Origin of the sequence: Streptomyces katrae (assembly GCF_000717655.1) — a bacterium.
GTDB lineage: Bacteria > Actinomycetota > Actinomycetes > Streptomycetales > Streptomycetaceae > Streptomyces > Streptomyces katrae_B.
Map to the genome: position 1 here is coordinate 202,741 of NZ_JNZY01000008.1, position 23,632 is coordinate 226,372.

Consider the following 23,632-nt stretch of genomic DNA (forward strand, 5'->3'; position numbering starts at 1 on the left):
CGGTGCCTGTCTCACCACGCTCAGCGAGGACGGGCTGACCACCACCGGCGCATCAGCAAGTCCGTCACCGCCGACCCGGTCGCGGCCCGCCGAGCTCGGCCCCACCGGGCCGCGCTGCCGGTCAGTCCACCCGCTTGGGCATCACGATCCGGCTCGCTCGCTCTCCCGGGCCCGAGATCAAGCACCACGTCCCGCGGTCCAGGATGCCGTCCCGCTCGGGGCGGGCATCCACCGTTTCGGGGAAGGTCACCTCGGCTGCCAGCAGTTCGAAGTCCAGCGGCAGTTCCAGCTCGCAGGCGGCGCCCCCTCGAGGGTCCACGATGAAGCCCTCGCGGCCCGGCACGTACCGGTTGCCATGGGCGAGCAACAGCGCGACCACGGGCAGCAAGGTGCTGTACGGCGCTGCACTGCCCGGATCGCCGGGGGCGATCTCAATCATCGTGTGGCCCTCTCTTTCTCGGTCACTCTCCGCCGCCGCCCCAGTGCTGCATCGGATGGTCCCGTATGTCTGGCGGTGCATGTCATTGCGGGCACCCTCCTGGACGGCCTGATGGTAGGCCGTCGCGTCCCGCCGCGTCGCCACGGGCGAACGTGGACCCGTCGGCCCGGGCAAGACCGTCCGGGCCGACTGTGTCCTTTGGCCGCACGGCTAGAGCTTCGCGATGTCCTTGTGCATCACGTCAACGCTGTCGGAGTGGTAGGCGGCCAGGCGCACCTTGAGCGGGTGGCCCGCCGGGGCCTTGATGATGACCTCGCGCGTCTCACCCATGCCGATGCCGTGACACGAGGGCTCGGGCGTGAGGGAGGTCCAGCCGTCCCTGACGGCCTTCGGGTCGTTCCACTGAACCCAGGCGCAGTCACGCTCGCCGGAGGTGATCAGCACGTAGGTGACCTTGACGGAGTTCACCGCGCCGTCGATGCGCTCGTAGTTCACCGTCGCGGTGTTGTGGTGGAGGTTGGCACCGGCCTCCAGGTTGACCGTGCTGAGGGTGGTCTCGGCGGCGGCCGGGGTCACCCCTCCCGCGAGTGTCGCGGCGGTCAGGGCAAGGGCGGCGGGCAGGGCCGTGGATATGCGCATGTTCCTTCTCCACCAAGGTAGTTGGGGCGCTCGCGCGCACCCTATCCCGGGGGGTCGGACATCCCCCTCCCGTGACGTGTCAGTTCAGGCCGCAGAGGGCGGAGTTGACGCGAATCAGCGCTTGGGCGTGACACTCGGCCAGGCCGTTTGGACTCGCGGTGCCGGGAGAGGGACCGGCGGACGCAGGACGGCAACGTCCCGGCCTCAGCGGGTGCCGTGGATGCAGAAGGGCTGGCCGGAGGGGTCGAGCAGGACCGTCCAGTCCTTTCCGCCGGGCTGGTGGCCGGGTTTGGAGGCGCCGCGCCCCAACAGCTGCTTCTCGGCCGTCGCGACGTCTGGGAACGAGAGGTCCATGTGGAAGGGCAGTTCCTCTTCGGGCCAGTTGGGGGCCTGAAAGGAGGGGGAGGTGTAGAAGAGGTACATCGACCCGTTGACATGGAAGGCGCACGCGGCGGCGTTGCCGGTCTCGTCGGGGTAGGTCTGGGAGACCGTGGTGCCGAGTGCGGCGGCGTAGAAGTCGGCGAGCCGGCGTCCGTCGCGCGCCCACATCGCATGACACATGATCTTCCCGGGCAGGGTGGCGGTGTGCTTGTCGTTCATGAGCGTGTCCTTGCGTGCGGTGCGGGTCAGCGGACGACCTTGATGCCGAAGTGGCCGCCGAGGCCGAAGCCGATGGCGGAGTGCATGTGCGCGTACATCTCCATGCCGCGGGAGCAGACGAGCGGGCCGAGGTCGAGGATGTCGCTCCAGCCGTATGACTTCAGCAGGTCGGTGACCTGCTGCTTGGCGCCGGTGTCCTCGCCGGCGACGAACATGGTGTGATCCCCGCCGCCGATGGCCTGCGGGGCGACCACGGTGGTCTGTTCCTGGGTGACGAAGGCCTTGACGACCTTGGTGCGTGGCAGGGCGCGCTGGATCTGCTCGCCGAGGCTGTCGGTGTCGCACGGGTCGATCTTGGGCATGGTGCCCCACGGCGTGGGCCAGGGGTTCTCCGTCTCGTGCTGGTAGACGTAAGGGACCGCGTAGTCGATGAGCGTCTTGCCGGCGAGCTGGTCCGCGATGGCGGACAGTGCGCGGACGGCGTTGTGGCCGTCGATGCCGCTGATCACCAGGCCGTCGGAGGCGGCCGCGGCGTCGCCGAAGGTGTGCACTTCGATGCCGGGCTGATCGGCGAGGAAGTCCTTGAAGGGCTCGGTTCCCATCATGTCGGGCTCGGTGCGGGCCAGGGTGGCCTGCGGGTCGCGGGTGCCGACGTGCACCTGGTGACCGAGCTCGGCGAGCCGGGCGATGTGGGCGCGGGCTCCGCCACCGGTACCGAGAACAGCGATCTTCATGGGGAAATCTCCTGATGTGCTCCGTGGGACGTTTCCACCGTAGGGGTGGTTCAGGACAGGAGCTGTCCTTTGACACGGGCATCATGGAGCTCATGACGAGCGACATGACCGCCCGCGTGCTGCGACTTCTGTCCCTGCTGCAGACCCGGCGGGAATGGTCCGGAGCCGACCTCGCCGAACGCTTGGCCGTGACCGTACGCACCGTGCGGCGCGACATCGACCGTCTGCGCGAGCTCGGCTACCCCGTCGACAGTGCCCGCGGACACGCCGGCGGCTACCGCCTCACCTCCGGCTCCGACCTGCCACCGCTCCTCCTCGACGACGAGGAAGCGATCGCCGTCGCCGTCGCCCTGCGCACCGCCGCCGGGGGCCTGACCGGTATCGAGGAGAGTGCCCTGCGGGCCCTGGCCAAGCTCGAACAGGTCCTGCCCCGCCGCCTGCGCGGCCAGGTCACCGCCCTGCAGAACAACCTCGCCGGCATCACCTGGGAGGAACGGGGGCCGCGCGCCGACCCCGCCCTGCTGGCCACCCTCGCCGTCGCCTGCCGCGACCACGAGATCATCACCTTCGACTACACCACCCGGCAGAACACCGCCACCCGGCGCCGCGCCGAGGCATGCCACCTGGTCGAGTCCGGCGGCCTGTGGTACCTCCTCGCCCACGACACCGACAAGGAGGACTGGCGCCTCTTCCGGCTCGACCGCATCAGCGACGCCCTACCCACCGGCCGGCGCGTTGCGCCCCGCCCCGTACCCGGTGACGACCCCGCCGCGTTCGTCGCGAGCCGGCTGTCCGCCGCCCCGACCCGTCACCGTGCCGTCGCGACCGTCCAAGCCCCCGCCGACCACGTCCGTGCCCGCATCCGGGGCCTGGCCACCCGCCTGACCCCCATCGACGAACACACCTGCCGCCTCGACGCCTCCGACGACCACCTGCCCCGCATCGCCCGGACCCTGGCCGGTCTCGACACCGACTACACCCTCGACGCCGACCCAGACGTCATCCGCCACCTCCGCGACACCGCCCACCGCACCCTGCGTGCCACCGCCTGACACCGCGGGCACCACGGGCACGGCCCTGCCGCCTGCTGTTGGCGCGGCGGGAACCGGCCCGCTCACCATGCGTGCATGGCAACCGGGACGCGTCGCGCGGAGCGACAGGAAGAACCGCTCTCCCGGGAGCGCATCGTCGAGGCGGCGACCGGCATCCTCGACACGGCGGGCAAGGGCGGACTCACGTTCCGCGCCCCGGCCGAGCGCCTCGCCACCGGGCCCGGTGCGATCTACTGGCATGTCGCGGGCAAGGCCGAACTACTCAGTGCCGCCACCGAAACCGTCGTCGCCGAAGCCATGACCGGGGCCTGAGTTCCTCACCGGAATCGACCTCATCCTCACCGGAATCACCGCCCGTTCGTCCTGAACCCGGACCCGGCGGGCAGGTCGGCCTCGGGACTCAGCCGAGGGTGCGGTCGAGGTTGAAGGCGGCGCTGATCAGCGAGAGGTGGGTGAACGCCTGGGGGAAGTTGCCCAGTTGTTCTCCGCTCCGGCCGATCTCCTCGGCGTAGAGGCCGACGTGGTTGGCGTAGGTGAGCATCTTCTCGAAGGCCAGCCGGGCCTCCTCCAGGCGTCCGGCGCGCGTGAGCGCCTCGACGTACCAGAAGGAGCAGATCGAGAACGTGCCCTCGGAGCCGCGCAGGCCGTCCGGGCTGGCCTCGGGGTCGTAGCGGTAGACCAGCGAGTCGGAGACCAGATCCGTGGTGAGCGCATCCAGGGTCGAGAGCCACTTCGGGTCGGTGGGCGAGATGAACTTGGCCATCGGCATCATCAGCACCGAGGCATCGAGTACGTCCTCCCCCAGCCCTTGGACGAACGCTCCGCGCTCGGCCGACCAGCCCTGTCGCATGATCTGCCGGTAGATCGCGTCCCGGCTCCGCTGCCAGCGCGGAAGATCGGCCGGCAGGCCGCGCCGGTTGGCCATCCGAATGGCCCGTTCGATCGCCACCCAGCACATCAGCCTCGAGTAGACGAAGTTCCTCCGGCCGCCCCGGGTCTCCCAGATGCCCTCGTCGGGCTGGTCCCAGTGGTCGCAGAGCCAGTCCACCACTGCGCCGACCTCGTCCCAGTGATCACTGCTGATGGGCCGGCCCCACTTGTCGTAGAGGTAGACCGAATCGATCAGCGCGCCGTAGATGTCCAGCTGGAGCTGCTTGGTGGCGGCGTTCCCCACCCGCACCGGAGCGGACCCCAGGTGTCCTTCGAGGTGGGACAGTTCGGATTCGGGCAGGTCGGTGCGCCCGTCGATGCCGTACATGATCTGCAACGGACCAGTGGGACCGACGCCCCTCATGATGCCCCGGTCGGACAGGAAGCCCATGAATGCCTCGGCCTCCGTCGTGAAGCCCAGGCGGAGCATGGCATAGGTGGCGAAGGCGGCGTCGCGTACCCACACGTACCGGTAGTCCCAGTTGCGCCCACCGCCGACCCGTTCGGGCAGGCTGGTCGTCGGCGCGGCCACGATCGCACCGGTCGGCGCATAGGTGAGCAGCTTGAGCGCCAGAGCGGAGCGGTGCACCATCTCCCGCCACCGGCCGCGGTAGCGCGAGCGGCCCAGCCAGTGGCTCCAGAACCTGACCGTCGCCTCGAACTGTTCCTCCGCCTCGGCATGCGGACAGGCCCGCGGGCGGAGGTCGTCGCTGATCTTGTCGAGGGCGAACACCACGGATTCGCCTTCGAGGAGCTTGAAGTGCGACCACACGTCCGTGCCGTCGCTTTCGAGCGGCGCGGTGGAGGTCAGCGCCAGTGAGATCGACGGGGACTCGAAGACAGCCTCGTGGGCCTGCGCGCGTACGGTGTGCGCTTCGGCGCCGTAGCCGAAGCGAGGGGCTATCCGTGCCCTGAAGGGGAGGGTGCCCCGCACGCATATCACCCGCCGGATCAGCCGGTGCCGGGACGCCTCGCGCGACTCGTCGACGACCGGCATGAAGTCCTGGATCTCCGCCACCCCGTCGGCGGCGTAGAACCGTGTGATCAGGACGTTGGTGTCGGGGAAGTAGAACTGCCGTGTCCGCGCCGGCACGTCGGCGGCCAGCTCCCACGACCCGCCCTTGTCGGCGTCGAGGATGGACGCGAAGACGCTCGGTGCGTCGAAGCGCGGGCAGCAGTACCAGTCGATCGTGCCGTTGGTCCCGACGAGCGCGACGGTGCGGAGATCACCGATCAGGCCGTGCTCGGAAATCGGCAGATAGCGTGCGCCATCCACTCCCCCGGATCCGTTCCCGAACTCCATGCCGGCCTCCCAACCGTCTCGGCGTGAGCAGGCGCGGGAATCAAGAAGACCTTGCCTTTCATGGTAAGACGCCCCCGGATTCCGGCGCGGCAGATCCGCAGGGCAGTGGCGAACGAGCGTCCTTGCACGCTGTGCGGGTCAGCGGACGACCGGACGGCGGGGTGTTCCGGGGCAGGAGGACGGTGACCGGTGCGGTCCTTGCGCGGCGTGTGCTCGAGCGTGAATGAGTTCCTCCCGGTGACACCGGACGGGCACATCGTCGGTGACGGCCGCATCGGCCGCATCGGCCGCATGCCACGCGTGCCCCGGTACACCCGCACACCACAATCAGTGACAGAAACAGTGCGAACTGCGACCATCCGTCGTGGGCGGTATGCAGGATATGCAGGACAAGCGCCAGGGGCCGGGCACGGGCCGCCAGGAGCTTCCTGTCCGGGAGGCGAGGTCCTTGACGAAAGCCCATCCGCTGCGGGGCTCGGCGGCGGGAACCTGGGAGGCCAACTGGCGGGCGGCGGGATCCGCGGGGCCTGACGGGTGTGGCCGCGACGTCCGCGTGGGGTCACGGCAGTCAGTCGTGGTGGGGGCGGCCGAACAGCAGGTCGTAGCCGGGCGGGAGCTGGAGCAGGAGGCGGTGGGTGAGGTCTTCGCCGGCTGCGTCGGCGACGACGCTGAGGACGGCGCTGACATCCCAGGCCGCCGTGGCCTGCGAGGCGCCCTCGATCCAGGCCGCGGTAGCCCGGACGAAACGGTCCGCGGAGAGGGGTTCGGTGGCCTGGAGGGGGTTGAGCAGAACGAGTGCGTAGGACTCGGGAAGGCGGGCGGCGAGCTGGGCCCGGTCGGTGCCGACGACGTGGGCGCCGAGGAGGGCCAGGACGACGCGGGCCGCGCGGTCGGCCTCTGCGGGGGTGTCGTATTCGCCCCGCTCCTGGACGTGCTCGAGGAATGCTTCCTGACGCAGGGGCATGTGTCGCTCCTCCGGTGGAAGGGGGCGGAGGACGGGCTGCCGGGGGGAAGGGGGCTTCCGTCCTCCGCGCTCGGGCCGGCCGATGCCGGGATCAGTCGGAGATCTGCTTCCGGTCGCTCGCGGTGCCGATGGCGATCTTGCGGGGCTTTGCCCGTTCGGCGATCGGGATGCGCAGGGTCAGGACACCCGCGTCATAGTCGGCCTCGATGTTTTCGGAGTCGAGAGTGTCAGCCAGCATGATCTGGCGCGAGAAGACGCCGAGCGGCCGCTCGGAGAGCTCCATCTGGACGTTCTCGCCCTTGACCGCGGGGCGCCGTTCGGCCTTGACGGTCAGCTGGTTCCGCTCGACGTCGATGTCGATCGCGTCCGCGCTCACCCCGGGTACGTCGAAGGCGATCACATACGTGTCACCGTCGCGGTAGGCGTCCATCGGCATCACGGACGGCTTCGACCAGGTCCCGGTCGTACCCGTGAGCTGCTGGGTGATCCGGTCGAGCTCGCGGAACGGGTCAGTGCGCATCAACATCGCGAAACACCTCCAGTCGGTAGCGGCAGGAACCGCCAATGCGCTTCAACGTGCCTCCGTTGTAACATGTCATCCAAACGATGACAAGCAAGGTGTCAACGACAGGATGACGTAGCGAGCAGCGAGGAAAATGTCATGACCGCAGCCCAGCCGTCCCCCCCGCCCCGGCACCCGGGGCCGCGGCCCGGACCGGCCTCGTTCGTGGCCGCCGCGGCGGCACTGCACACCATCGACCAGGCCCTGCGCGACGCACAGCACGCCCCCGAGCTCCTGACACCCCGGCCGAACGACGGGCCGCACCCGGCACTCGCCTCGCTGCTCCTGCTGCGCCAGGTGCGCGAACAGCTCGCCGACTGGGAGAGCGGACTGATCGAAACCGCCCGGGAGGCCGGCGCCAGCTGGGCCGACCTCGCCGAACCCCTCGGTGTCGCCAGCCGGCAGGCCGCCGAACGCCGCTACCTGCGCCTGCGCCCCGGCGCCGCGGGCGCCACCGGCGAACAGCGGGTCCAAGCCGTGCGCGACCGCCGCGCCGCCGACCGCACCGTCACCACCTGGGCCCGCGACAACGCCGCCGCCCTGCGCAGCCTCGCCGGACAGATCACCGCACTGACCGACCTCCCCGCCACCGCGGACCGGCAACTCGGGGAGCTGCACCTAGCCCTCGCCCATCCCGACCCTGCCCACCTCGTCCGCCCCCTCACAGACACCCGCCCCCACCTCCAGCCCGTACACCCCGACCTCGCCGACCGCATCGGTGAGATGACCCGCCACACCGACCGACTCCGCCAGGACAGCAACGAGCAGCGCAGCCGTCCCTAGCGGGTATCGGCGGCGAAGGGATGACGGTAGCGGCCGGGCCGCGCCCTGCCCTCGAAACCGCGGTGACGAACGTGCTGTACCGGACAAACGGTGTGATGGGCTGTCTCAGCGAGGACGTCGGGCAGCGCCGCAACGGTGGCCGAACACCGCCGTCACGGTACTGACCGCACCGATCCACGCCGTGACCGCCGCCACGGCCACGGCCGTCGAGCCGCCGGCGGCCCTCGTGACGACCGCCACGAGGGATGCGCCCAGAAGCAGGGCGGCCACGGCCCGTTTCATCGGAGCCGCGGACCCGGTCCGGCCCCGGACCTCCGGCGCGGGCGGCAGGGCGCCGCCCGCCACCTCCGCGGTGAGCTGCCATTGCAGCCGGTTCCATGCGGCGGCCTCGCGCGCGGTCAGCCGGCCCCGAGCGGACATCACGTCTCCAGGATGCGGTACGGCCCTCTCGGGCAGGGGATGCAGGGAAGTGGTTGCGGGCCTTGCCCGCCCGGGCCCGGACGGTGAGCGCCCTCAGCTGTTCGCGCGCTCCGTGTTCCGGGCCCGGTGCGGTGTCGCCGGCGGGTCAGAGACGACCGCCCGTCAGCCGGGAGAGCGGGCCCCGCTGCCGCCGGCCGGCCCGTCGGCCGACCGCGTACGAGGCGGCCACGAGGGTGGCCGTCCCGGTGGCCGCGCCGGCGGCGAGGGCCTTGCGGGCGCGCACGACGCTCCACAGCAGACCGGCGCGGTCGACGGTGCCCCGCAGTGCCTGGGCAGCGACACGGGTCTTCTCCGCGAGCGGGGCGGGCAACACCGTCAGCGTGCCCGCCGCGGTGTCCTTGGCGTCGGTGGCGGTCTTCGCCCCGGCCTGTGCGGCCTGGGTGGCGCGCTGCCTGGTGGTGGCCCCGTTCGAGCGGGAACTGCCGGAAGAGGCCTTGGAGTTGGTGGACTTCTCGGATGCAGTCATGTTCCGCGTCTGGCCGCATCCGCCCCTGCTAAACCTTTACAGAAGCCTGCCGATCGGCCCGAGATCGAGGTTGAGGTCCTCTGGGGTGAGCCCGAACCGGCTGCGCAGCAGCCCCATGCGGTCTTCCAGGAGCATGAGGGTCAGGCCGAGCCGCTCCTCCTGCTCCTCGCTGAGGTCGCCGCACTCCACGCGCCGCAGGGCCTGCCGTTCCATCAGCTGCCGCAGCAGCTCGATGACGGTCAGGACCAGGCGGGCCAGGTCGCGTTCGACGGTGTCGGGGTCGAGTTCGACCCGCTGGGGCCGGCTCATGGCGCCACCTGCTTCCAGGGGGAGGGTACGGCGTCGTTGACGGAACTGATCAGGGCTTTGAGGTCGATGCGTACGAGATCCACGTCCGCGATGCGCAGGGTGATGTCGCCGGCCAGGACGACGCCCCCCGCCAGCAGCCGGTCGAGCAGGTCGACGAGGGCGACCTCCTGCTGCCCCGTCATGAGGCGGGCGCCCCGCCACGGTCGCCCGCCGTGAAGGAGTAGGGCACCCAGGGGCCGGTGACCTCCAGGCGCAGCCCCGGGGGCAGCGCCTGCGCGGAGGCGACCGCGTCGATGAAGTCCTGGCGGGCGTGCACGGGGACGAGGTAGGCGGCGTTGAGGACGTTGCGTCCGGCCGCCCCGGACAACTGGGGCTGCTGGGGTGGGTGCAGCACCGCGGCGGAGGCGTACCCGCAGAGCGTTCGGTGGACGTCTTCGCAGGTACGCGCAACCTGTTCGTCCGCGGTCTCCCGCGTGCGGCGGTCCTTCAGCCGACGGCGGAGGTAGGCGCGCCCCGCCGAACCGCCCTCCGGTCCTGTGGCCTGCGGGCCTCCGGGGGCGTACGTGGGCGCCGGCGCCGGATCCGGCGGCGGAGCGCCCGAGTCGGCATGGACCTTGACCCCCCACTCCTGCGCCCCGGCGATGCGCGCGAGCGTGGCGGTGAGCTGCGGGTGGGCCTCCTCCAGCAGGCGGCGTACGCCGTCCTCGCCGCGGCAGAGCGTCGCCAGCTGCAGCGGGACCGTCGTGGTGCGCTCACCGACGGCGGCCACCACGCTGTGGTGCGCGCGGGCCAGCGCGGACAGCCGGTCGATGTCCTCCAGTTGGGCGCGCAGCGGCTCCTCGTCGAAGAGGCGCGCGTCGACCGGCTCGACCACGGCCGCGAGCTGTGCGTGCTCCACCAGTCGCAGGCCGGCACCCAGGGGCGGTGGGAAGTCGGGAAGGGCGTCGCGCGCCGATGCCTCGACGACCGTGTAGACGTACAGCAGGGTGCCGTCGAGGTGGCCGTCCCGGGGTGTTGTGTCGTCGTCGTGGTTCATGACCGCTCCGTCTGCTCGTGCCTGGTTTCCAGCTCGGCGATGCGGCGGCGCAACTGTTCGTTTTCACGGCCCAGTTCGGTGTGCCGGGCCGAGGAGGACAGGGCCGGGTCCTGCTCCCACCAGTCGATGCCCATCTCCTTGGCCCGGTCGACCGAGGCCACCACCAGCCGCAGCTTGATCGTCAGCAGCTCGATGTCGAGCAGGTTGATGCGGATGTCACCGGCGATGACCACGCCCTTGTCCAGGACGCGTTCGAGGATGTCGGCGAGGTTGGCGCTGCTGTTGTCTTCGTAGGGGCGTGACAGCCCTGAAGGCATGGTCATGTCCGCCCCCGGCCTTCGTCGTCCTCGTCCGCAGGGAGGTCGTCCAGCGGGAAGTCGTCCACGTCCTCTTCCTCGTAGGCCTCGTCGTACGTGTCGTAGGTGTCGGGCTCACCGAAGCCCTCGGGCTCCCCGGACTCCGCGAACTCCTCCGCGCCCTCGTCGGCGGGATCGTCGTGCGGGCCCTCGGGGGGTTCCTCCTCCAGGGCCAGGAAGCGGGCGTAGTCCCGCAGGTCCCGCCGGACGCGGCGGTGCCGCGCCCCGCACGCCGTGCCCACCCGCTCCCGCAGCCCGTGCGGGTGGTACTCGACGGTCACCAGGATTCGGGTGAGGTCGGGGGCCAGGTCGTGGAAGGTCACCGCGCCGCGCACGGCTGCCCCGTCGTCCTCGGAGGCCCAGGCGATCCGTACGTCGGGGACCTCCTCGGTGGCACCCTGCACGAACCGGAGCACACCGCGGTGGCGGGTCCACTCGTCGTAGGCGTCCTTGACGGGCACTCCCACGTCGACGGATGTGAGGACGACCGTGGGACGGCGCCTGCCGGAGCCGCCGGAGCGGACCCGCTCGCGCAGCGCCCGCAGGCCCCGGTCCCTCAGCCGCGAGGCGGCCACCTCGAACGCGGCCCTGACCGGGCTGCGACCGCGCGCGATCCTGCGCGCACCGTCGAGGGCGACGGCCTTCAGCGCCGGGCTGTTGCCCTCGGCCACGCCCTTCAGCACCACGACGGACCGGCCCAGGGCCCTGCCGGTCCCTTCCAGCAGACGCTGGGCCTGGGCCGCCAGGTAGCCCTCCCACTCTTCTCTGAGCCGGTCCGCAGCGGGGCTTTGGCCGAGCCCGGCCGGCACGCCCTCAGCCATCGCCGCCGGCCTCCGCCTTACGGCCGCCGGTGCGCTTGGCCGTGCGCGCCCTTCCCGCAGATCCGCCCGCGGACCGGCTCGTGGACCTGCCGTTGGGCCTGCTCGCGGACTTGGACGCGGCCTTGGCCGTGGGCTTGCGGTCCGGCTCCGCGGAGCCGGACCACCCGCTCGAGGTGAGCCGCTCCTGCACGCCGAGCGTACGCGCGTGCAGCCGGTCGGCCACCGCCTCGAGCTGCCGGTCCACCAGTGCTCCGACGGCCGCCGATCCCACCCCGGCCAGGTCCTCGCGCAGTTGCTCGCGGAGGTCCTTGAACCGGGGGTGGTCACCCAGCCGGTCGCCGAGGAAGGAACCCACGGCCGCGGCATCGGGCGTGAGCCGTCTGCCCATGACCAGCGCCCCCAGTCCGAGGGCGAGCTTGGCCTTCCTGGTGCGGCCGAGCACGTACCCCGCGCCCACGGCCAGCCCGATCGCCATCCGGTTGTTCATCGCGGTCGCACCCTGCTTTCCAGTCGGTCCAGGAGCTCGTCCTCCCGGCGGTCGAACTCGGCCTCGTCCATCTCGCCCGCCTCGAACGCGGCGACGAGCTGCGCCAGTTCCCGCTGGATGACGGCCGGGTCGTAGTACTGCCGCTCTGCCTCCGCCACGACCTGCCGCAGCACCCATGCGGTGCCGCGGACCGGAGCGGCCGGCAGCAGCAGTATTTCCGTGAGCAGCCCCATCGCGGCGCTCAGTTCGCGTCGGCGAAGCTGTACGCGGGCAGCGGGCCGGTGATCTGCACCTGCAGGTGCTCGTGCTGCTCGGCCAGCGCACGGACCGCCTCGAGGAACTCCTCCCGCCGCTCGCGTTCGACCAGGAACGACAGGTTCGCCAGCCAGCCACCGCTCTCCGGTCCGCGGCGCAGCGAGGCCGCCAGCGGGGCGAGGGCGGACTCGATCAGCAGTGCGTCCGCCATCTCGCGTTCCTTCACCGCCTTGGCCATCAGCTCGCCGAACTCCAGACGCTGGTCGTAACTCCCGCCCCCTGCGGCGCGGTTGGCCTGGTGCCGGGCCGCCAGTTCGGGATGTGTGGACAGCACCTCGTACAGGACCGCCTGTTCGTCGTGGGTGGCCTTCACGTTGTACTCGTCCTTGCCCTCGAGGGCTTCGAGCCGTTCGAGGTAGCTGCTCTCGTGCTCGCCGAGGACGGCGGCGACCGTCTCGTCGTCGGGAGAGACCCCGCCGAAACGCAGCGGCAGGACGGGCCCGTCGGCCCCCGCCTGGATGACGACGCGCTGGTGCGCCAGCAGGTCGCGCCGCTTGGCCTTCAGTTCGGCCGGCGCATCGCTGACCAGGGCCAGCACGCGTCCGCTGCGTACGGTCCGGACCGGCAGGGCCGGCTCGCCTATGCCCGCCAGTTCCTCGGGCAGCGGCTGGGAGGCGCGGGTGATTCCGTAGACGTAGGTGCTCATTCCTTCTCCTCCCGTCGGGTGGTGGTGCGCCGGCGCGGACGGCTCTCGGTCTTCTCCTCCGCCTCGTCGCGGGCCTGGTGGAACGCGTCGGAGACGGCCTGTGCGGCTCCGCTGAGCGCGCCCTTGGACTTGCCGCGGGCTCCGGACTCGGTGATCTCGCCGACCAGGTCGGGGAGGCCGGGGCTCTTGCGCGGACCGGCTTCCAGGTCCAGGCGGTTGCAGGCCTCGGCGAACTTCAGGTAGGTGTCCACGCTGGCCACGACGACCCGGATGTCGATCTTCAGGATCTCGATGCCGACCAGGGAGACCCGCACGAACGCGTCGATCACCAGACCGCGGTCGAGGACGAGTTCCAGGACGTCGTACAGACCGCTGGAACCACCCCCGGAGGCGGTCGGCGCGGACTGGGCAGGGACGACAGTCATTGTTCCGGTTCCCTCTCGTGTGGGAGGCGGGCGGGGTCACCTTCGGTCCGCGCGCCCCCGTTCGTAGCGGCGGGTACGCCGGTAGCCGAGCAGTTCGCCGGCCGGGTCGAGCTCGACGTCGTACGACGCCAGCAGGCTCGTCGTGTCGGGGATCCGGGAGAGTTCGAGGACCTCGACCGACAGCTGCCAGGCGCCGTCCTCGGCGCGCTCGCAGGAGCTGACGGACTCGACGGGCAGGCGCAGCAGTTCCGACAGTTGGTCGATCGCCGCACCGATGGCGCGGGCGGCCGACAGCGGCCGTTCCTTGTCCGCCTCTTTCGGTGTTCCGTGGTGGGACGTGTCAGTCATGACTTCCTCCTGCTGCGTATGGCCGGTCCTCCCACCGCCAAACCCCTTCGGTCGCAACCAGATCGAACGCGCGTCTCCGCACGCCTCTTCCGGCACCACTCCGGCGGGCCGCCCAACGCCCGTCGGCCGCGGGCCCGCTGGGAGCCCGGAACGCGGCGGGGCCGTGCCCGCTGTACGCGGCACGGCCCCGAGCGGGATCGGGATCCCGTCACGTCACGCTCGGACCGGGGACGTACTCCGCCCGCCGCCGGGTGAAGTACTCGGTGTCCTTGGGGCGCGCGGCGTCATGGCTGCCCGGCCGTGGGGCCGGCTCCATGTGCGGTAGGTGCTTGGAGCAGTGGACGTAGGCCTCCTCGACGGAGAGGTGGACCCACAGGTGCGGTGTGCGGCCCGGTGCGATGTCCTGGGGCAGGTCGGGGTGGCTGCGGCGCAGGTCGTCGTCGTGGCAGAGACGCGCCACGCCGTTGACGTGCAGTCCCACGTGGTGGTGGGTGAAGTCGACGAAGAGCAGGCCCAGATGGGGGTTCTCGAGCATGTTGCCGGCACTGGCGAGCACGCCGTTGCCGCGGTACTCGGGGTAGGCGAGGGTCCCTTCGTCGATCACGTGCACGAACCCCGGAGGTCCTGCCCGGAAACTCGCGTCGCATTCCCCGTGGGAGTCGGCGGTGGCCAGGAACACCATGGTCTGGCAGCCGATGAAGTCGCGCATTTCCTGGGTGAGATGGGGGTGTACCTGCTGGTCGTAGAAGCGGGCGGCGCGGTCGGCGGTTCCCAGGTGCTGCTGAAGGCGGTGTTCACCGGCTGATCCGAAGGACGGCGGTGGCAAGATCACGGGGGGTCTCCTGGCGGGGCGGACGGGGAGCGGCTCAGCGCGCGGACAGGACGGGCGTCTCGAAGGGGTCGTGGTGGATGTGGTCGGGCAGCGTGCCGTGGAGGGTGAGCGTCTCGCCGGCGGAGACGACCATGGAAGCGGGTCCGCTGAGGAAGCAGTCGTGCTGGTACCAGGGCCCGTACTCGGCGAGGACCTGCGGCAGGGATCCGCGGATGCCGGGGATGTGTTCGTGGGAGACCGCGCCGCGCAGGGTCAGCCAGTGGTGGCGCTGGGCCATCCGGAGCATGTCGTCCACCCCGTACAGCTCCGCTCCGGTGCGGGCGCCGAGGAACAGGTCCACCTGGTGGCGGCCGCCCCGGCGGGCTACCTCCTCGATCAGCGCCCGGATCGGCGCGAGGCCGGTGCCTCCGGCCACGCACAGCAGGTCACGCTGGCTGGCGGCGTCCAGCACCATGTCGCCCATCGGCGGCCCGAGCCGGAGGACGTCACCGACCACGGCCCGGTGGACGAGGGCCTCGCTGACCGTGCCGCCGGGGACGGCGCGCACGTGGAAGGTGAGAGTGCCGTCCTCACGCGGTGCGTTGGCGGCGGAGTAGTAGCGCCACTGCTTCGGCCACCACGGGGTCTCCAGGCTGACGTACTGTCCGGCGGCGTACTCGTACGGCAGGTGCGGGCGTACGGTGATCTCGGCGATGCCGTGTCCCCGCGAGAGCCGGTGCACCACCGTGGCGGGCCAGGTGGCGGGCCGTACCGCCGCGTCCTGCTCCGCCGCGCTCATCATGACCTGGGCCACCGCTCCGTACGCCTTCGTCCAGATGGCGGCGATCTCCGCGTTCCAGGCCTGGCCGGCGAAGCGGGCCAGGGAGGCCAGCAGACACTCGCCCACCGCCGGGAAGTGCTCCGCGAGGGTGCCGAACTTGCGGTGGTCGCGGCCGAGGTGCCCGCAGAACCGCACCAGGCCCACGGGGTCGTCGACGAGGTCCACGATGCGCAGCAGCGCGCGCAGCAGGCGGCCGCGCTGGGCGTCCATCCCGGGCGGGAACAGGGGACGGACCTCGGGGTGCCGGGTGAACAGGATGGCGTAGAAGTAGACCGCCATGTCCGCCGCGAGGGGCTCCACCACGGCGACGGAAGCCCTGAGGAGGGACGTCTCCCTCTCGGACAGGAGTGCTTGGGCGGCCGGCGGCGCGAACGGCGGCGCGGCCGGGTCCGGTACCGGCTGCCTTTCCTCCTCGGGACGGGGCGTGTACGGACTGCTGGGACGGCTCATCCGGAACCTCAACGGGTCAGCGCTCCCCCCGTCACCACAGTCGATGGGTTCCGCCGGGTGGGGGGAGGCGTGGCCTGTTCCTGGGGGTGCCACCGCCCGGGTGTGTGGACGGCGGAGGCGAATCCTTCACCGAATCCACGCGTCCCGGGAGGGGAGGGAGAGCCGAACAGTGCAAGCATGGTGCCTCATTTGGGGTCGATGGCCGACAAAGTGGACGGAATGCTTCCGGTTGCCTGGTGATCCTCAAGGAGGAAGCCCGAACGGGGAAGGGTCGTATCCGCCAGATCTCCCCCGGAGGTCTTGTCGCTTCCCCAGAACCCGCGGCCGGTATCCCGTCACCGGGCAATGACCGGTCCCCCTACCGGTCCCGCCCCTGCCCCGAGAACGGGTCGGCATCCGTTTCCGGGGCAGGGGCGGGTGTGACGAGCGACGACGACATGAAGGGACGGGCCATGGCGGGAGCGTTGATCGCCGGCGGGTGGGGGCTGTTCGCGGGAGCGGCCCTGTTGGCGGGCGCCGCGGCCGGCTCGCTGTTGCGGGTCTCCGCCCAGTGGATCGCACTGATCATGGCCTTCGGCAGCGGCGTGCTGATATCGGCCGTGTCCTTCGAACTGGTGCAGGAGGCGTACGAGCAGGGCGGTGCCCTGCCGACCGCCGGCGGTGCGTTGGCCGGGGCGACCGTGTACTCCCTGGCCAACGTGGTCCTGGCCCGGCACGGCGCCAGGCACCGCAAGCGCTCGGGCACCCGCCAGCCCTCCGAACCGCAGCGGCCCGGCTCCGGCAACGCCATCGCGCTCGGCGCCCTGCTCGACGGGATCCCCGAGTCGGTGGTCATCGGCACCAGCCTGCTGGGCGGGGGGAGCGTCGGCATGGCCACCGTCGCCGCCGTGTTCATCAGCAACGTCCCGGAGGGGATGGCCAGTGCGGCGGGAATGAAGCGCGCGGGCCGCAGCCGTACGTACGTCTTCACCCTGTGGTCGGCCGTCGCGGTGGTGTCCGGCCTGGCCGCGCTCGCCGGATACGCCTTCCTCGGCGGAGCCTCCGGTACGTGGATGGCGGCCATCACCGCGGTGGCCGCCGGGGCGATCCTCGCGATGGTCGCGGACACGATGATCCCGGAGGCCTTCGAGGAGGCGCACCTCCTCGCCGGGCTCACCACGGTCCTGGGGTTCCTCACGGCCTTCGTCCTGTCCCACACCGTCTGAGCACCCGGCGGGCGAGGAAGGTGGGCGGCTTGGGCGCTCCCGCAGATGCTCAGCGCTCACCCCGGCGGGGCCACCCCTCCCAGGAGGCGGCCGACCGGGTCGGCCACGCTGTCGACGGCGCGCAGGCGGCGCCTTGCGCGCGGGCCGGGCCCGGTCACCGGGCACGCCGTTTCTCCTCCTCGCTCCACTCCCGCGTGTCGCGCGGCTCCACGTAGGGCTCGTCCTCCGCGGCAAGTCCGCCGACGATGGCGCGCTCGCGGCTCATCTCGGCGTCGAACTCCAGGCCGAGGAGAATGGCGAGATTGGTGATCCACAGCCAGATCAGGAAGACGATGACGCCGGCCAGGGTGCCGTACGTCTTGTTGTACGAGTTGAAGTTGGCCACGTACAGGGCGAATCCGGCAGAGGCGGCCATCCAGATCACCAGTGCGAGGAAACTTCCCGGGGTGACCCAGCGGAAGCCGCGCCCCTTGGCGTTCGGGGCGGCCCAGTACAGCACAGCGATCATGATGGTGACCAGGAGCACCAGCACGGGCCATTTCGCGATCGACCACACGGTGACCGCGGTTTCGCCGAGCCCCAGAGCGTCCCCCGCGCGGCGGGCGAGGCTGCCGGTGAACACCACGATCAGGGCGCTTGCCGTCGCCATGACCATCAGCCCGACGGTGAGCACCAGCCGCAGGGGCAGCACCTTCCACACGGGCCGGCCCTCCGGCATGTCGTAGACGGCGTTGGAGGACCGGATGAACGCCGCGATGTACCCGGAGGCGGACCACACCGCGGCGATCAGGCCCGCGACCGCCAGGATGGACCCGGTTCCCGTACTGCCCTGGAGCTGGCGGACCGCGCTGGAGACGATGTCGCGTGCGGCGCCGGGGGTCAGCCGCTGGAGGTTGTCCAGGACGGAATGGGTGGCCGACTCCCCGACGACTCCGAGCAGGGAGACCAGGACCAGGAGGGCGGGGAACAGCGACAGGACGCTGTAGTAGGTCAACGCCGCAGCACGGTCGGCCAGCTCGTCGTCCTGGAACTCCTTGAACGTCCGTTTCAGCACGGCCGACCAGGACTTCTTGGGGAGTTCCGTGGGCTCGTCGGGTGCGTTGCGCTCCACTTCGGGGCCCGGGCCGAGGGTCGGGCCGGGGCTCGGGCCGGGATCCTCCTCGGGTCCGCGCCGGGTGTCGTGCCGTCTCTTGTCCCTGTCCGCGGGAGCCGGGTTGTCCTTCATGTCAGGCGACTGTCCTGTTCCGTCCAGGGCAAACATGCCCGTCCGGGACGGGCGAGGGGCCCGGTGGATGCCGGCTGAGCGGGTGCACGGGTGCAGGGCGCCACTTCCTGGGGGCTGCCGCGGCCGTCGCGGAGACCAAGGTCAGTGCCGGGGCCATATATCTGCCCATGGCGGGGACCGGGCAGTGACGTGTCTGTTCACGGGTGCTCCAGCGCTCGCCCGTACCGAACCGGGCCAGGTCGCCGAAGGTCTCGCGGCCCCCTCCTGTCACCAGCACGTTCGAGGGCTTCAGGTCGCGGTGGAGAAGGCCCGCCCGGTGGATGGCTTCCAGGGCCTCGGCTAGAGCGACGGCCAGCCTGCGCAACTCCGCGGGCGACAGTGTCCCTCCGTCCGCCGGCAGCTGCCCAGGTCGGGCGCCTCGATCTCACGCCGGAAGCGCTGCCGGGAAACCGCTGGCCACAGCAACCAGCAGCCAGATGCCAGCAGCGCCCATCATCCGTACGTGAAATGCGGCGCGGGCCGAGCTAGGGCTCGTCGTCGACGGCGCCGGGTGCCAGGGCGGGGGCCGGAAAGGCGTGGCGTGCCTCGCCACCGGTCCACCACACACCGATGGCGAACACCGCGGCCGCTTCCAGGAGCGCCGCGCGGGACAGTCCGCCGCAGGACAGCGGGGAGCAGCCCATCGACGTGATGAGCTCTTGCGCGAGGGCGGTCGCGGCGGGGGTGCCGGTGCAGAACGGCACGGCCAGGGGTGCGCCCTCGAAGGCGGGTCGCGGCAGGGTCCAGATGCTCTCGTGGCAGATGCCGAAGACCTTGGCGACACCGGCGTCCGGCGCGGCGGCCGCGATGCGCGCGGCGACGGAGTCCGTGCCGCCGGCGGTGGACAGTGAGGGCCCGTCGGGGCCGGGCGTCATGGGCACCGTGCAGTCGAGCACGGTCCGTCCGGCCAGAACGGGGGCGAGGTGCTGGGCCAAGCGCGGTGCACTGTCCGCTGGTACGGCCATCAGGACCGCCTCGCCGAAAGCAGCCGCTTCGGTCAGGCTGCCGTGCCCGGCGGCGCCGATTCGGGCGGCGGTCGCGGCTGCGGCCGCCGCGTTCCGGCCGCCCACCAGGACGTGGTGGCCGGCTCGCACCCAGGCACCGCCGAGGGCCGTGGCCATCGAGCCCGTGCCGAGAATGCCGATGCGCATGATGCTGCTTGCCTTTGCGTTTGAGTCGTGGGATGTCATGTACCGGACGCTAGGCGGGCTGATGCACACCGCGTGGTGTGCATCAGCCGGGCAGGATGGGCGTATGGGAGAGCATGAGGAGCTGGCAGGGGACGGGTTCGCGGCGGACTGCAGGGCCCGGGTCGCCTTCGAGGTGCTGGCGAACCGGTGGGACAGCGTGGTGGTCTTCATCCTCGGTGAGGGCGGCCCGATGCGCCCGCGGGCCCTGCTGGACCGGATCGGTGGGATCAGCCCCAAGGTGCTCAACGACGCGCTGCGGCGGCTGGAGTACAACGGCCTGGTGGAGCGCCGCCGTTACGCCGAGGCGCCGCCGCGCGTCGATTACGCCCTCACCGAGGCCGGCGCGGCCCTGCTCGTTCCCATCCGCGCGATGGGCAGCTGGGCCGCCCGCTACGCGGACACCGTCCTGACGTCCCAGGATCGCTTCGAAACGCCCGCTGATACCGCTGCGGCCTTGAACGGAGGAGTTCGCCCGAGCCGGAACCGGCGGGAGGCGGGCAGCGTCCCCGGACACGCCAGTCCGTCCTGACAAGCACGGCCTGACCATGTGGGCGTACGCGGCGCCGCCGGCCCCCTCAACCAGCAGCCACGGCACACCCCGTCGTCGACGACCTTGGGTCCCGCGGGCTCCTGACCTGCGAGCTGCGCGCTCATCGGCCGGCCCCGCGGGGAGTACTCACGTTAAAGATTTGCGCCCGGCCGAGCCAGGGGCTTGAGTTCGGCCGTGACTGCTTTGAATGACCTTGTGCGGCCCGGCCGTTACCCGCGCTCATCCCGTTACGACCCGGCCTGGCTCGTCGGCCTCGACATGGGCCCGAACCCGTTGTGGCTGCTGGAGGACCTGGCCCGCAACCTCGAGCTGCGCCCCGGGATGCGGGTCCTCGACCTCGGCTCCGGCAAGGGCGCCACGTCCGTCTTCCTCGCCCGGGAGTTCGGCGTGGATGTCGTCGCCGCCGACTGGTGGATTCCCGCGGAGGACGCGGCCGCCGTCTTCGCCGAGGCGGGCGTAGGCGACCGGGTGTCCGCGGTGCGGGCGGAGGCGCACGCCCTGCCGTTCGAGCCGGGGACCTTCGACGCGATCGTGAGCATCGACGCGTTCGAGTACTTCGGCACCGCCGACGGATACCTGCCCTACCTGGCCCACTTCCTTCGCCCCGGCGGCCAGCTGGGTATCGCGACCCCGGCCATGACCCGTGAGGTCCGCGACCTCGGCGCGATCCCGCCCCACATCAAGCGCGTGGTCGGCTGGGAGGCGATCGCCTGGCACACGGCGCAATGGTGGCGCTTCCAGTGGGAGATCACCGAACTGGTGGACGTCACCTCCGCGCGGCTCCAAGAGGACGCCTGGCGGGACTGGCTGCTGTGGGCGCGGGCGTGCGCCGAACTCCAGCCGGACGGCGAGAGGACCAACCGGCCGGTGATCGACATGCTCAGCGAGGACGGCGGGGAACACCTCTCCTTCGCCCTGGTGACCGCCCGCAAGCGGTGAGCGGGCGGCACCTGCCGACCGGGCTCGACGCGCCGAGGGGTTGGGAACCCGTTCCAGGGACGGGACGAGCGTGCGCAAGCCCGTCCGGCCTGGGCAGCCACTGGCGGGCCCGGCCTGAGCCCGGGGGCTCTGCGACCGGTCTGTTACTGTCGCCTCGGCGCGGGGAGCGCGTGAACACGACTCTGGTCCAGGGAGGTTGATGAATATGGCCGTCAGCGGCCTTCCTCAGCATGCCCTTTTCCGGTCCGCGCGCTGAAACGACGCGACGCGGTCCGGGTCGTTCCGATGACCAGGAGTCACACGTGCGTTCTTCCCTTTCCAAGGACCTCTCCGAACTGACAACCGAGCGGCTCTGCCTGCGCATCTGGACCGCGGCCGAGGCCCGCGCCGTCCTCCACAGCGACGGCAGCGACGCCCGGCCGGCCGACTGGGCCGAGGACTTCCCCTCCGAGGGCGACAGCGTCATCGCGGGCCTCCTCGGCGGCAATCCCGCCTGGCTCGGCACCTTCGGCCACCGGCTGATCACCGAGCGGGACGGCGGTATCGTCGTCGGCTCCATCGGCCTGTTCTGGCCGCCCTCCGACGGGGTCCTCGAACTCGGGTACGGCGTGGTCGCCTCCCGGCGCAGCCGCGGCTATGCCACCGAAGCCACCCGGGCGCTCGCCGCCTTCGCCCTCACCGCGCCCGGCGTCCACACCGTGACCGCCGGCGTGGAACTGTCGAATCCGGCTTCCGTCCGCGTTCTGGAGAAGGCCGGCTTCGAGCGGTACGTCACCACCCCGGCCGAGGACGCCGAAGGCGTGGCCCGCTTCGCAGTCACACGGCACAACCTCGGCGAGTAGACGCCCGGTGGGCCGGCGGCACTGCCGCCGGCCCACCGACCTACCCGCTCTCGCTCAATCTGCCCTGCCCCACAGCCAGTTCATCTCCCGTCTCGGTCCCGCCCCTCCTCACGTCCGTGTCGCGAAAAGCGCCGTTGTGGATGACGATCACCGTGATACCTTCGACACCGTCGTAAAGCACGTGCGAGTCCGAGGAGGTGAGTCCGATCAACGCTGTGACCGGTCGGGACTCCCTCTCGCACAAAGCCTAGGGAGCGCCCGCACAAGGCATCCCGAAAGGCTCGAAACGCTGATGCGCTTCACTTCCCGGACGTCGTCGGACGACGTCACCGAACAGTTCTTCACCCTCGACGAGATCCCCGGCGTGCTGTGGACGCCACAGGATTCCCGTGGGCCCCGCCCCTTGATCCTCCTGGGTCACGGCGGCGGGCAGCACAAGGCGGCCCCCGGCATCGTCTCCCGCGCCCGCCGCTACGCCGCCGAGGGGTTCGCTGTCGTCGCCATCGACGCGCCCCATCACGGAGACCGGCCCAAGGGCGAGGAGTTCGAAAGGGTCCTGGCCGAGATGCGGACCGGCATGACCGCCGGCGGAAATCCGGGCGCACTGGTCGCCGGCATGCACGGGCATCTGGCCGCCCGGGCCGTCGCGGACTGGCAGGCGGTGCTGACCGCCGTCCAGCGCCTCGACGAGGTCGGCAGCGGCCCCGTGGGCTACTGCGGCATGTCCATGGGCTGCGGACTCGGCATCCCCCTCATCACCGCGGAACCCCGCATCACCGCCGCAGTGCTCGGCCTGCTCGGGGTGTACGGGCTGGCCGAGGAAGCCGCGCGGGTCACCGTTCCCGTGCAGTTCCTCGTCCAGTGGGACGACCAGATGGTCCCCCGTGATCAGAGCCTGGCCCTGTTCGACGCCCTCGCTTCGGCCGAGAAGACTTTGCATGCCAACCCGGGCAAGCACGGGGACGTGCCCTCCTTCGAACTGGACAGTTCACTGAAGTTCTTCGCCCGGCACCTGATCTGACCCGGTTGGCCGGGCTGCGGCACACGCTGGGGCCCGGCGGACCGCCCACCGTCCGTCCGTCACATTCTCCTCCCGGGATCCGTCAGGGAGGTGAAAGCAACCGACAGATGGAGAGACCACCCCATGTTGACCAACGTCATGTACGTGACGCTCTACGTCACCGACCAGGACCGCGCGCTCAGGTTCTACACGGAGCAGCTCGGCCTGGAGAAGCGCATCGACTTCCCGAACCCCGGCGGGCGATTCCTCACCGTGGGCGTCCCTGGCACCCCGGTCGAGATCATCCTGTGGGCGCACCCCGCGGCGGCGGGGCAGCCGACCGAGCTGCTGCCGGGCGTCACGCCCGGCCCGGTGATCCTCGAGTCGGACGACCTGAGGGCGGACTTCAAGGTGTTCCGCGACCGCGGGGTGACCTTCGACCAGCCGGAGCCTGAGGACTACGGGTTCGGCGTTCGCATCGAGACGGCGGACCCTGATGGCAACCGCATCTCGCTGCGCGAGCGCAGCCGCGCAGGCCGTGGCAACGGCTGACCGTTCGTAGACCGGCGTGGGCGCCGCCGTCCGTAGACCGGCCGCGTCAGGTCGATGCGATGACGGCGATCAGTTGCCGATGAAGATCGGCTCCGTGATCGCACGACAGCGCGTCGATGACGTGGAGGCGGCCATCCCCATGTCCCCCCACCCTTTCGGTCGGCAGGAACGGGATCACGGAGCGGATCCCGCGATAGCTTGATCTTTAACCTGTGCGGCGTGGGCGAGGGGGCATCGACTTCTTCGTTTTCGGTTTCGTGGTGCCGGGTTTGCGGACTGTGTGCACGTCGTGT

The 23,632-nt window shown here is 71.1% G+C and carries 32 protein-coding genes and 1 pseudogene; 9 read left to right on the top strand and 24 right to left on the bottom strand.

The genetic code is table 11. From position 1 onward, the window contains the following. Window positions 1–121 precede the first annotated feature (121 nt). From IF09_RS0112585 to IF09_RS0112600, 4 genes are all read right to left on the bottom strand, one after another. Entirely contained in the window at window positions 122–439 is a 318-nt protein-coding gene (locus IF09_RS0112585) for a hypothetical protein (RefSeq protein WP_158709955.1), read from the bottom strand. A 210-nt stretch (window positions 440–649) separates the two neighbouring features. After that, window positions 650–1,078 carry a hypothetical protein gene (locus IF09_RS0112590; protein ID WP_030294939.1) on the bottom strand — a complete coding sequence of 143 codons (429 nt, stop codon included), beginning with the start codon at window positions 1,076–1,078 and terminating at the stop codon, window positions 650–652. A gap of 204 nt (window positions 1,079–1,282) precedes the next feature. After that, window positions 1,283–1,678, bottom strand: coding sequence for a VOC family protein (locus IF09_RS0112595; RefSeq protein WP_030294941.1), 396 nt, complete (start codon window positions 1,676–1,678; stop codon window positions 1,283–1,285). Between the two features lie 26 nt (window positions 1,679–1,704). Further along, window positions 1,705–2,412: an NADPH-dependent F420 reductase gene (locus IF09_RS0112600; protein ID WP_030294942.1), complete on the bottom strand. Its 708-nt coding sequence runs from the start codon at window positions 2,410–2,412 to the stop codon at window positions 1,705–1,707. Window positions 2,413–2,504: 92 nt separating this feature from the next. On the opposite strand from IF09_RS0112600, the gene IF09_RS0112605 reads away from it, so the two are divergent. After that, the gene (locus IF09_RS0112605; RefSeq protein ID WP_030294944.1) at window positions 2,505–3,464 is read left to right on the top strand and encodes a helix-turn-helix transcriptional regulator; all 960 of its coding nucleotides are present in this window, start codon (window positions 2,505–2,507) and stop codon (window positions 3,462–3,464) included. A 75-nt stretch (window positions 3,465–3,539) separates the two neighbouring features. Beyond that, a pseudogene (locus IF09_RS0112610) lies at window positions 3,540–3,770 on the top strand (TetR family transcriptional regulator); the annotation flags it as partial. Window positions 3,771–3,864: 94 nt separating this feature from the next. On the opposite strand, the gene IF09_RS0112615 reads toward IF09_RS0112610, so the two are convergent. The 3 genes from IF09_RS0112615 to IF09_RS0112625 form a co-directional block, all read right to left on the bottom strand. After that, a complete protein-coding gene (locus IF09_RS0112615) occupies window positions 3,865–5,697 on the bottom strand; it encodes a glycoside hydrolase family 15 protein (RefSeq protein WP_030294948.1) in 1,833 nt (610 codons plus the stop codon). 568 nt (window positions 5,698–6,265) lie between these two features. Then, window positions 6,266–6,661: a DUF2267 domain-containing protein gene (locus IF09_RS0112620; RefSeq protein WP_030294950.1), complete on the bottom strand. Its 396-nt coding sequence runs from the start codon at window positions 6,659–6,661 to the stop codon at window positions 6,266–6,268. A gap of 91 nt (window positions 6,662–6,752) precedes the next feature. Beyond that, the gene (locus IF09_RS0112625) at window positions 6,753–7,187 is read right to left on the bottom strand and encodes an Hsp20/alpha crystallin family protein (protein WP_030294952.1); all 435 of its coding nucleotides are present in this window, start codon (window positions 7,185–7,187) and stop codon (window positions 6,753–6,755) included. 135 nt (window positions 7,188–7,322) lie between these two features. Between IF09_RS0112625 and IF09_RS0112630 the strand changes: the two genes are divergently transcribed. Next, window positions 7,323–8,006 (top strand): hypothetical protein, encoded by a 684-nt coding sequence (locus IF09_RS0112630; protein WP_030294954.1) that lies wholly within the window; start codon window positions 7,323–7,325, stop codon window positions 8,004–8,006. 105 nt (window positions 8,007–8,111) lie between these two features. Here IF09_RS0112630 and IF09_RS0112635 read toward each other — a convergent pair whose 3' ends face one another. The 14 genes from IF09_RS0112635 to IF09_RS0112700 form a co-directional block, all read right to left on the bottom strand. Next, window positions 8,112–8,426, bottom strand: a complete 315-nt coding sequence (locus IF09_RS0112635; protein WP_030294956.1) for a hypothetical protein — start codon at window positions 8,424–8,426, stop codon at window positions 8,112–8,114. A 145-nt stretch (window positions 8,427–8,571) separates the two neighbouring features. Further along, complete coding sequence (locus IF09_RS0112640) at window positions 8,572–8,952, bottom strand: hypothetical protein (RefSeq protein WP_051832376.1); 381 nt, start codon at window positions 8,950–8,952, stop codon at window positions 8,572–8,574. 36 nt (window positions 8,953–8,988) lie between these two features. Next, the gene (locus IF09_RS0112645; RefSeq protein WP_030294958.1) at window positions 8,989–9,261 is read right to left on the bottom strand and encodes a gas vesicle protein K; all 273 of its coding nucleotides are present in this window, start codon (window positions 9,259–9,261) and stop codon (window positions 8,989–8,991) included. Beyond that, window positions 9,258–9,443 carry a gas vesicle protein gene (locus IF09_RS0112650; protein WP_030294959.1) on the bottom strand — a complete coding sequence of 62 codons (186 nt, stop codon included), beginning with the start codon at window positions 9,441–9,443 and terminating at the stop codon, window positions 9,258–9,260. The genes IF09_RS0112645 and IF09_RS0112650 overlap by 4 nt, the downstream gene beginning before the upstream one ends. Then, window positions 9,440–10,297 carry a GvpL/GvpF family gas vesicle protein gene (locus IF09_RS0112655; RefSeq protein WP_051832377.1) on the bottom strand — a complete coding sequence of 286 codons (858 nt, stop codon included), beginning with the start codon at window positions 10,295–10,297 and terminating at the stop codon, window positions 9,440–9,442. Before IF09_RS0112655 ends, IF09_RS0112650 begins: the two co-directional genes overlap by 4 nt. Beyond that, window positions 10,294–10,620: a gas vesicle protein gene (locus tag IF09_RS0112660; RefSeq protein WP_030294962.1), complete on the bottom strand. Its 327-nt coding sequence runs from the start codon at window positions 10,618–10,620 to the stop codon at window positions 10,294–10,296. The genes IF09_RS0112655 and IF09_RS0112660 overlap by 4 nt, the downstream gene beginning before the upstream one ends. Further along, window positions 10,617–11,474: a hypothetical protein gene (locus IF09_RS40125; RefSeq protein WP_051832379.1), complete on the bottom strand. Its 858-nt coding sequence runs from the start codon at window positions 11,472–11,474 to the stop codon at window positions 10,617–10,619. The genes IF09_RS0112660 and IF09_RS40125 overlap by 4 nt, the downstream gene beginning before the upstream one ends. Then, window positions 11,467–11,961: a hypothetical protein gene (locus IF09_RS45590; protein ID WP_051832381.1), complete on the bottom strand. Its 495-nt coding sequence runs from the start codon at window positions 11,959–11,961 to the stop codon at window positions 11,467–11,469. Before IF09_RS45590 ends, IF09_RS40125 begins: the two co-directional genes overlap by 8 nt. Further along, window positions 11,958–12,194, bottom strand: a complete 237-nt coding sequence (locus IF09_RS0112675; RefSeq protein ID WP_030294968.1) for a gas vesicle protein GvpG — start codon at window positions 12,192–12,194, stop codon at window positions 11,958–11,960. The genes IF09_RS45590 and IF09_RS0112675 overlap by 4 nt, the downstream gene beginning before the upstream one ends. 8 nt (window positions 12,195–12,202) lie before the next feature. Beyond that, window positions 12,203–12,922 (bottom strand): GvpL/GvpF family gas vesicle protein, encoded by a 720-nt coding sequence (locus tag IF09_RS0112680; protein WP_030294970.1) that lies wholly within the window; start codon window positions 12,920–12,922, stop codon window positions 12,203–12,205. Next, complete coding sequence (locus tag IF09_RS0112685; RefSeq protein ID WP_030294972.1) at window positions 12,919–13,347, bottom strand: gas vesicle structural protein GvpA; 429 nt, start codon at window positions 13,345–13,347, stop codon at window positions 12,919–12,921. The genes IF09_RS0112680 and IF09_RS0112685 overlap by 4 nt, the downstream gene beginning before the upstream one ends. A gap of 36 nt (window positions 13,348–13,383) precedes the next feature. After that, window positions 13,384–13,695 carry a gas vesicle protein GvpO gene (gene gvpO, locus IF09_RS0112690; protein ID WP_030294974.1) on the bottom strand — a complete coding sequence of 104 codons (312 nt, stop codon included), beginning with the start codon at window positions 13,693–13,695 and terminating at the stop codon, window positions 13,384–13,386. A gap of 208 nt (window positions 13,696–13,903) precedes the next feature. Next, window positions 13,904–14,527: a pyridoxamine 5'-phosphate oxidase family protein gene (locus IF09_RS0112695; protein WP_051832383.1), complete on the bottom strand. Its 624-nt coding sequence runs from the start codon at window positions 14,525–14,527 to the stop codon at window positions 13,904–13,906. A gap of 34 nt (window positions 14,528–14,561) precedes the next feature. Further along, window positions 14,562–15,797: a globin domain-containing protein gene (locus IF09_RS0112700; protein ID WP_078613208.1), complete on the bottom strand. Its 1,236-nt coding sequence runs from the start codon at window positions 15,795–15,797 to the stop codon at window positions 14,562–14,564. Between the two features lie 452 nt (window positions 15,798–16,249). Between IF09_RS0112700 and IF09_RS0112705 the strand changes: the two genes are divergently transcribed. Further along, window positions 16,250–17,002 carry a ZIP family metal transporter gene (locus IF09_RS0112705; RefSeq protein ID WP_030294980.1) on the top strand — a complete coding sequence of 251 codons (753 nt, stop codon included), beginning with the start codon at window positions 16,250–16,252 and terminating at the stop codon, window positions 17,000–17,002. 154 nt (window positions 17,003–17,156) lie between these two features. Here the strand turns inward: IF09_RS0112705 and IF09_RS0112710 are convergent, their stop codons facing one another. From IF09_RS0112710 to IF09_RS0112715, 3 genes are all read right to left on the bottom strand, one after another. Further along, window positions 17,157–18,227, bottom strand: coding sequence for a YihY/virulence factor BrkB family protein (locus tag IF09_RS0112710; protein ID WP_030294982.1), 1,071 nt, complete (start codon window positions 18,225–18,227; stop codon window positions 17,157–17,159). Window position 18,228: 1 nt separating this feature from the next. Beyond that, the gene (locus IF09_RS46925) at window positions 18,229–18,591 is read right to left on the bottom strand and encodes a protein kinase domain-containing protein (protein WP_418953042.1); all 363 of its coding nucleotides are present in this window, start codon (window positions 18,589–18,591) and stop codon (window positions 18,229–18,231) included. Between the two features lie 160 nt (window positions 18,592–18,751). After that, window positions 18,752–19,417, bottom strand: coding sequence for an NADPH-dependent F420 reductase (locus IF09_RS0112715; protein WP_030294983.1), 666 nt, complete (start codon window positions 19,415–19,417; stop codon window positions 18,752–18,754). Between the two features lie 103 nt (window positions 19,418–19,520). Here IF09_RS0112715 and IF09_RS0112720 point away from each other — a divergent pair, with 103 nt between their 5' ends. The 5 genes from IF09_RS0112720 (at window position 19,521) to IF09_RS0112745 (ending at window position 23,339) form a co-directional block, all read left to right on the top strand. Continuing rightward, entirely contained in the window at window positions 19,521–19,985 is a 465-nt protein-coding gene (locus tag IF09_RS0112720) for a winged helix-turn-helix transcriptional regulator (protein WP_078613209.1), read from the top strand. 195 nt (window positions 19,986–20,180) lie between these two features. After that, window positions 20,181–20,945, top strand: a complete 765-nt coding sequence (locus IF09_RS0112725) for an SAM-dependent methyltransferase (RefSeq protein ID WP_030294987.1) — start codon at window positions 20,181–20,183, stop codon at window positions 20,943–20,945. Window positions 20,946–21,247: 302 nt separating this feature from the next. Beyond that, window positions 21,248–21,787, top strand: a complete 540-nt coding sequence (locus tag IF09_RS0112730; RefSeq protein ID WP_037634673.1) for a GNAT family N-acetyltransferase — start codon at window positions 21,248–21,250, stop codon at window positions 21,785–21,787. A 292-nt stretch (window positions 21,788–22,079) separates the two neighbouring features. Further along, the gene (locus IF09_RS0112740) at window positions 22,080–22,808 is read left to right on the top strand and encodes a dienelactone hydrolase family protein (protein WP_030294990.1); all 729 of its coding nucleotides are present in this window, start codon (window positions 22,080–22,082) and stop codon (window positions 22,806–22,808) included. A 123-nt stretch (window positions 22,809–22,931) separates the two neighbouring features. Then, entirely contained in the window at window positions 22,932–23,339 is a 408-nt protein-coding gene (locus IF09_RS0112745) for a VOC family protein (RefSeq protein ID WP_030294992.1), read from the top strand. Window positions 23,340–23,632: the final 293 nt, after the last annotated feature.

What these genes read in the sequence shown, in the direction of transcription:
- IF09_RS0112700 (WP_078613208.1), bottom strand. Translation starts at nt 15,797, where the DNA reads ATGAGCCGTCCCAGCAGTCCGTACACGCCCCGTCCCGAGGAGGAAAGG.
- IF09_RS0112655 (WP_051832377.1), bottom strand. Translation starts at nt 10,297, where the DNA reads ATGAACCACGACGACGACACAACACCCCGGGACGGCCACCTCGACGGC.
- IF09_RS0112745 (WP_030294992.1), top strand. Translation starts at nt 22,932, where the DNA reads ATGTTGACCAACGTCATGTACGTGACGCTCTACGTCACCGACCAGGAC.
- IF09_RS0112605 (WP_030294944.1), top strand. Translation starts at nt 2,505, where the DNA reads ATGACGAGCGACATGACCGCCCGCGTGCTGCGACTTCTGTCCCTGCTG.
- IF09_RS0112720 (WP_078613209.1), top strand. Translation starts at nt 19,521, where the DNA reads ATGGGAGAGCATGAGGAGCTGGCAGGGGACGGGTTCGCGGCGGACTGC.
- IF09_RS0112685 (WP_030294972.1), bottom strand. Translation starts at nt 13,347, where the DNA reads ATGACTGTCGTCCCTGCCCAGTCCGCGCCGACCGCCTCCGGGGGTGGT.
- IF09_RS0112585 (WP_158709955.1), bottom strand. Translation starts at nt 439, where the DNA reads ATGATTGAGATCGCCCCCGGCGATCCGGGCAGTGCAGCGCCGTACAGC.
- IF09_RS0112705 (WP_030294980.1), top strand. Translation starts at nt 16,250, where the DNA reads ATGGCGGGAGCGTTGATCGCCGGCGGGTGGGGGCTGTTCGCGGGAGCG.
- IF09_RS0112740 (WP_030294990.1), top strand. Translation starts at nt 22,080, where the DNA reads ATGCGCTTCACTTCCCGGACGTCGTCGGACGACGTCACCGAACAGTTC.
- IF09_RS0112620 (WP_030294950.1), bottom strand. Translation starts at nt 6,661, where the DNA reads ATGCCCCTGCGTCAGGAAGCATTCCTCGAGCACGTCCAGGAGCGGGGC.
- IF09_RS0112625 (WP_030294952.1), bottom strand. Translation starts at nt 7,187, where the DNA reads ATGTTGATGCGCACTGACCCGTTCCGCGAGCTCGACCGGATCACCCAG.
- IF09_RS0112710 (WP_030294982.1), bottom strand. Translation starts at nt 18,227, where the DNA reads ATGAAGGACAACCCGGCTCCCGCGGACAGGGACAAGAGACGGCACGAC.
- IF09_RS45590 (WP_051832381.1), bottom strand. Translation starts at nt 11,961, where the DNA reads ATGAACAACCGGATGGCGATCGGGCTGGCCGTGGGCGCGGGGTACGTG.
- IF09_RS0112680 (WP_030294970.1), bottom strand. Translation starts at nt 12,922, where the DNA reads ATGAGCACCTACGTCTACGGAATCACCCGCGCCTCCCAGCCGCTGCCC.
- IF09_RS0112640 (WP_051832376.1), bottom strand. Translation starts at nt 8,952, where the DNA reads ATGACTGCATCCGAGAAGTCCACCAACTCCAAGGCCTCTTCCGGCAGT.
- IF09_RS0112590 (WP_030294939.1), bottom strand. Translation starts at nt 1,078, where the DNA reads ATGCGCATATCCACGGCCCTGCCCGCCGCCCTTGCCCTGACCGCCGCG.
- IF09_RS0112600 (WP_030294942.1), bottom strand. Translation starts at nt 2,412, where the DNA reads ATGAAGATCGCTGTTCTCGGTACCGGTGGCGGAGCCCGCGCCCACATC.
- IF09_RS0112645 (WP_030294958.1), bottom strand. Translation starts at nt 9,261, where the DNA reads ATGAGCCGGCCCCAGCGGGTCGAACTCGACCCCGACACCGTCGAACGC.
- IF09_RS0112715 (WP_030294983.1), bottom strand. Translation starts at nt 19,417, where the DNA reads ATGCGCATCGGCATTCTCGGCACGGGCTCGATGGCCACGGCCCTCGGC.
- IF09_RS0112660 (WP_030294962.1), bottom strand. Translation starts at nt 10,620, where the DNA reads ATGACCATGCCTTCAGGGCTGTCACGCCCCTACGAAGACAACAGCAGC.
- IF09_RS0112635 (WP_030294956.1), bottom strand. Translation starts at nt 8,426, where the DNA reads ATGTCCGCTCGGGGCCGGCTGACCGCGCGCGAGGCCGCCGCATGGAAC.
- IF09_RS0112650 (WP_030294959.1), bottom strand. Translation starts at nt 9,443, where the DNA reads ATGACGGGGCAGCAGGAGGTCGCCCTCGTCGACCTGCTCGACCGGCTG.
- IF09_RS0112630 (WP_030294954.1), top strand. Translation starts at nt 7,323, where the DNA reads ATGACCGCAGCCCAGCCGTCCCCCCCGCCCCGGCACCCGGGGCCGCGG.
- IF09_RS0112675 (WP_030294968.1), bottom strand. Translation starts at nt 12,194, where the DNA reads ATGGGGCTGCTCACGGAAATACTGCTGCTGCCGGCCGCTCCGGTCCGC.
- IF09_RS0112595 (WP_030294941.1), bottom strand. Translation starts at nt 1,678, where the DNA reads ATGAACGACAAGCACACCGCCACCCTGCCCGGGAAGATCATGTGTCAT.
- IF09_RS0112615 (WP_030294948.1), bottom strand. Translation starts at nt 5,697, where the DNA reads ATGGAGTTCGGGAACGGATCCGGGGGAGTGGATGGCGCACGCTATCTG.
- gvpO (WP_030294974.1), bottom strand. Translation starts at nt 13,695, where the DNA reads ATGACTGACACGTCCCACCACGGAACACCGAAAGAGGCGGACAAGGAA.
- IF09_RS40125 (WP_051832379.1), bottom strand. Translation starts at nt 11,474, where the DNA reads ATGGCTGAGGGCGTGCCGGCCGGGCTCGGCCAAAGCCCCGCTGCGGAC.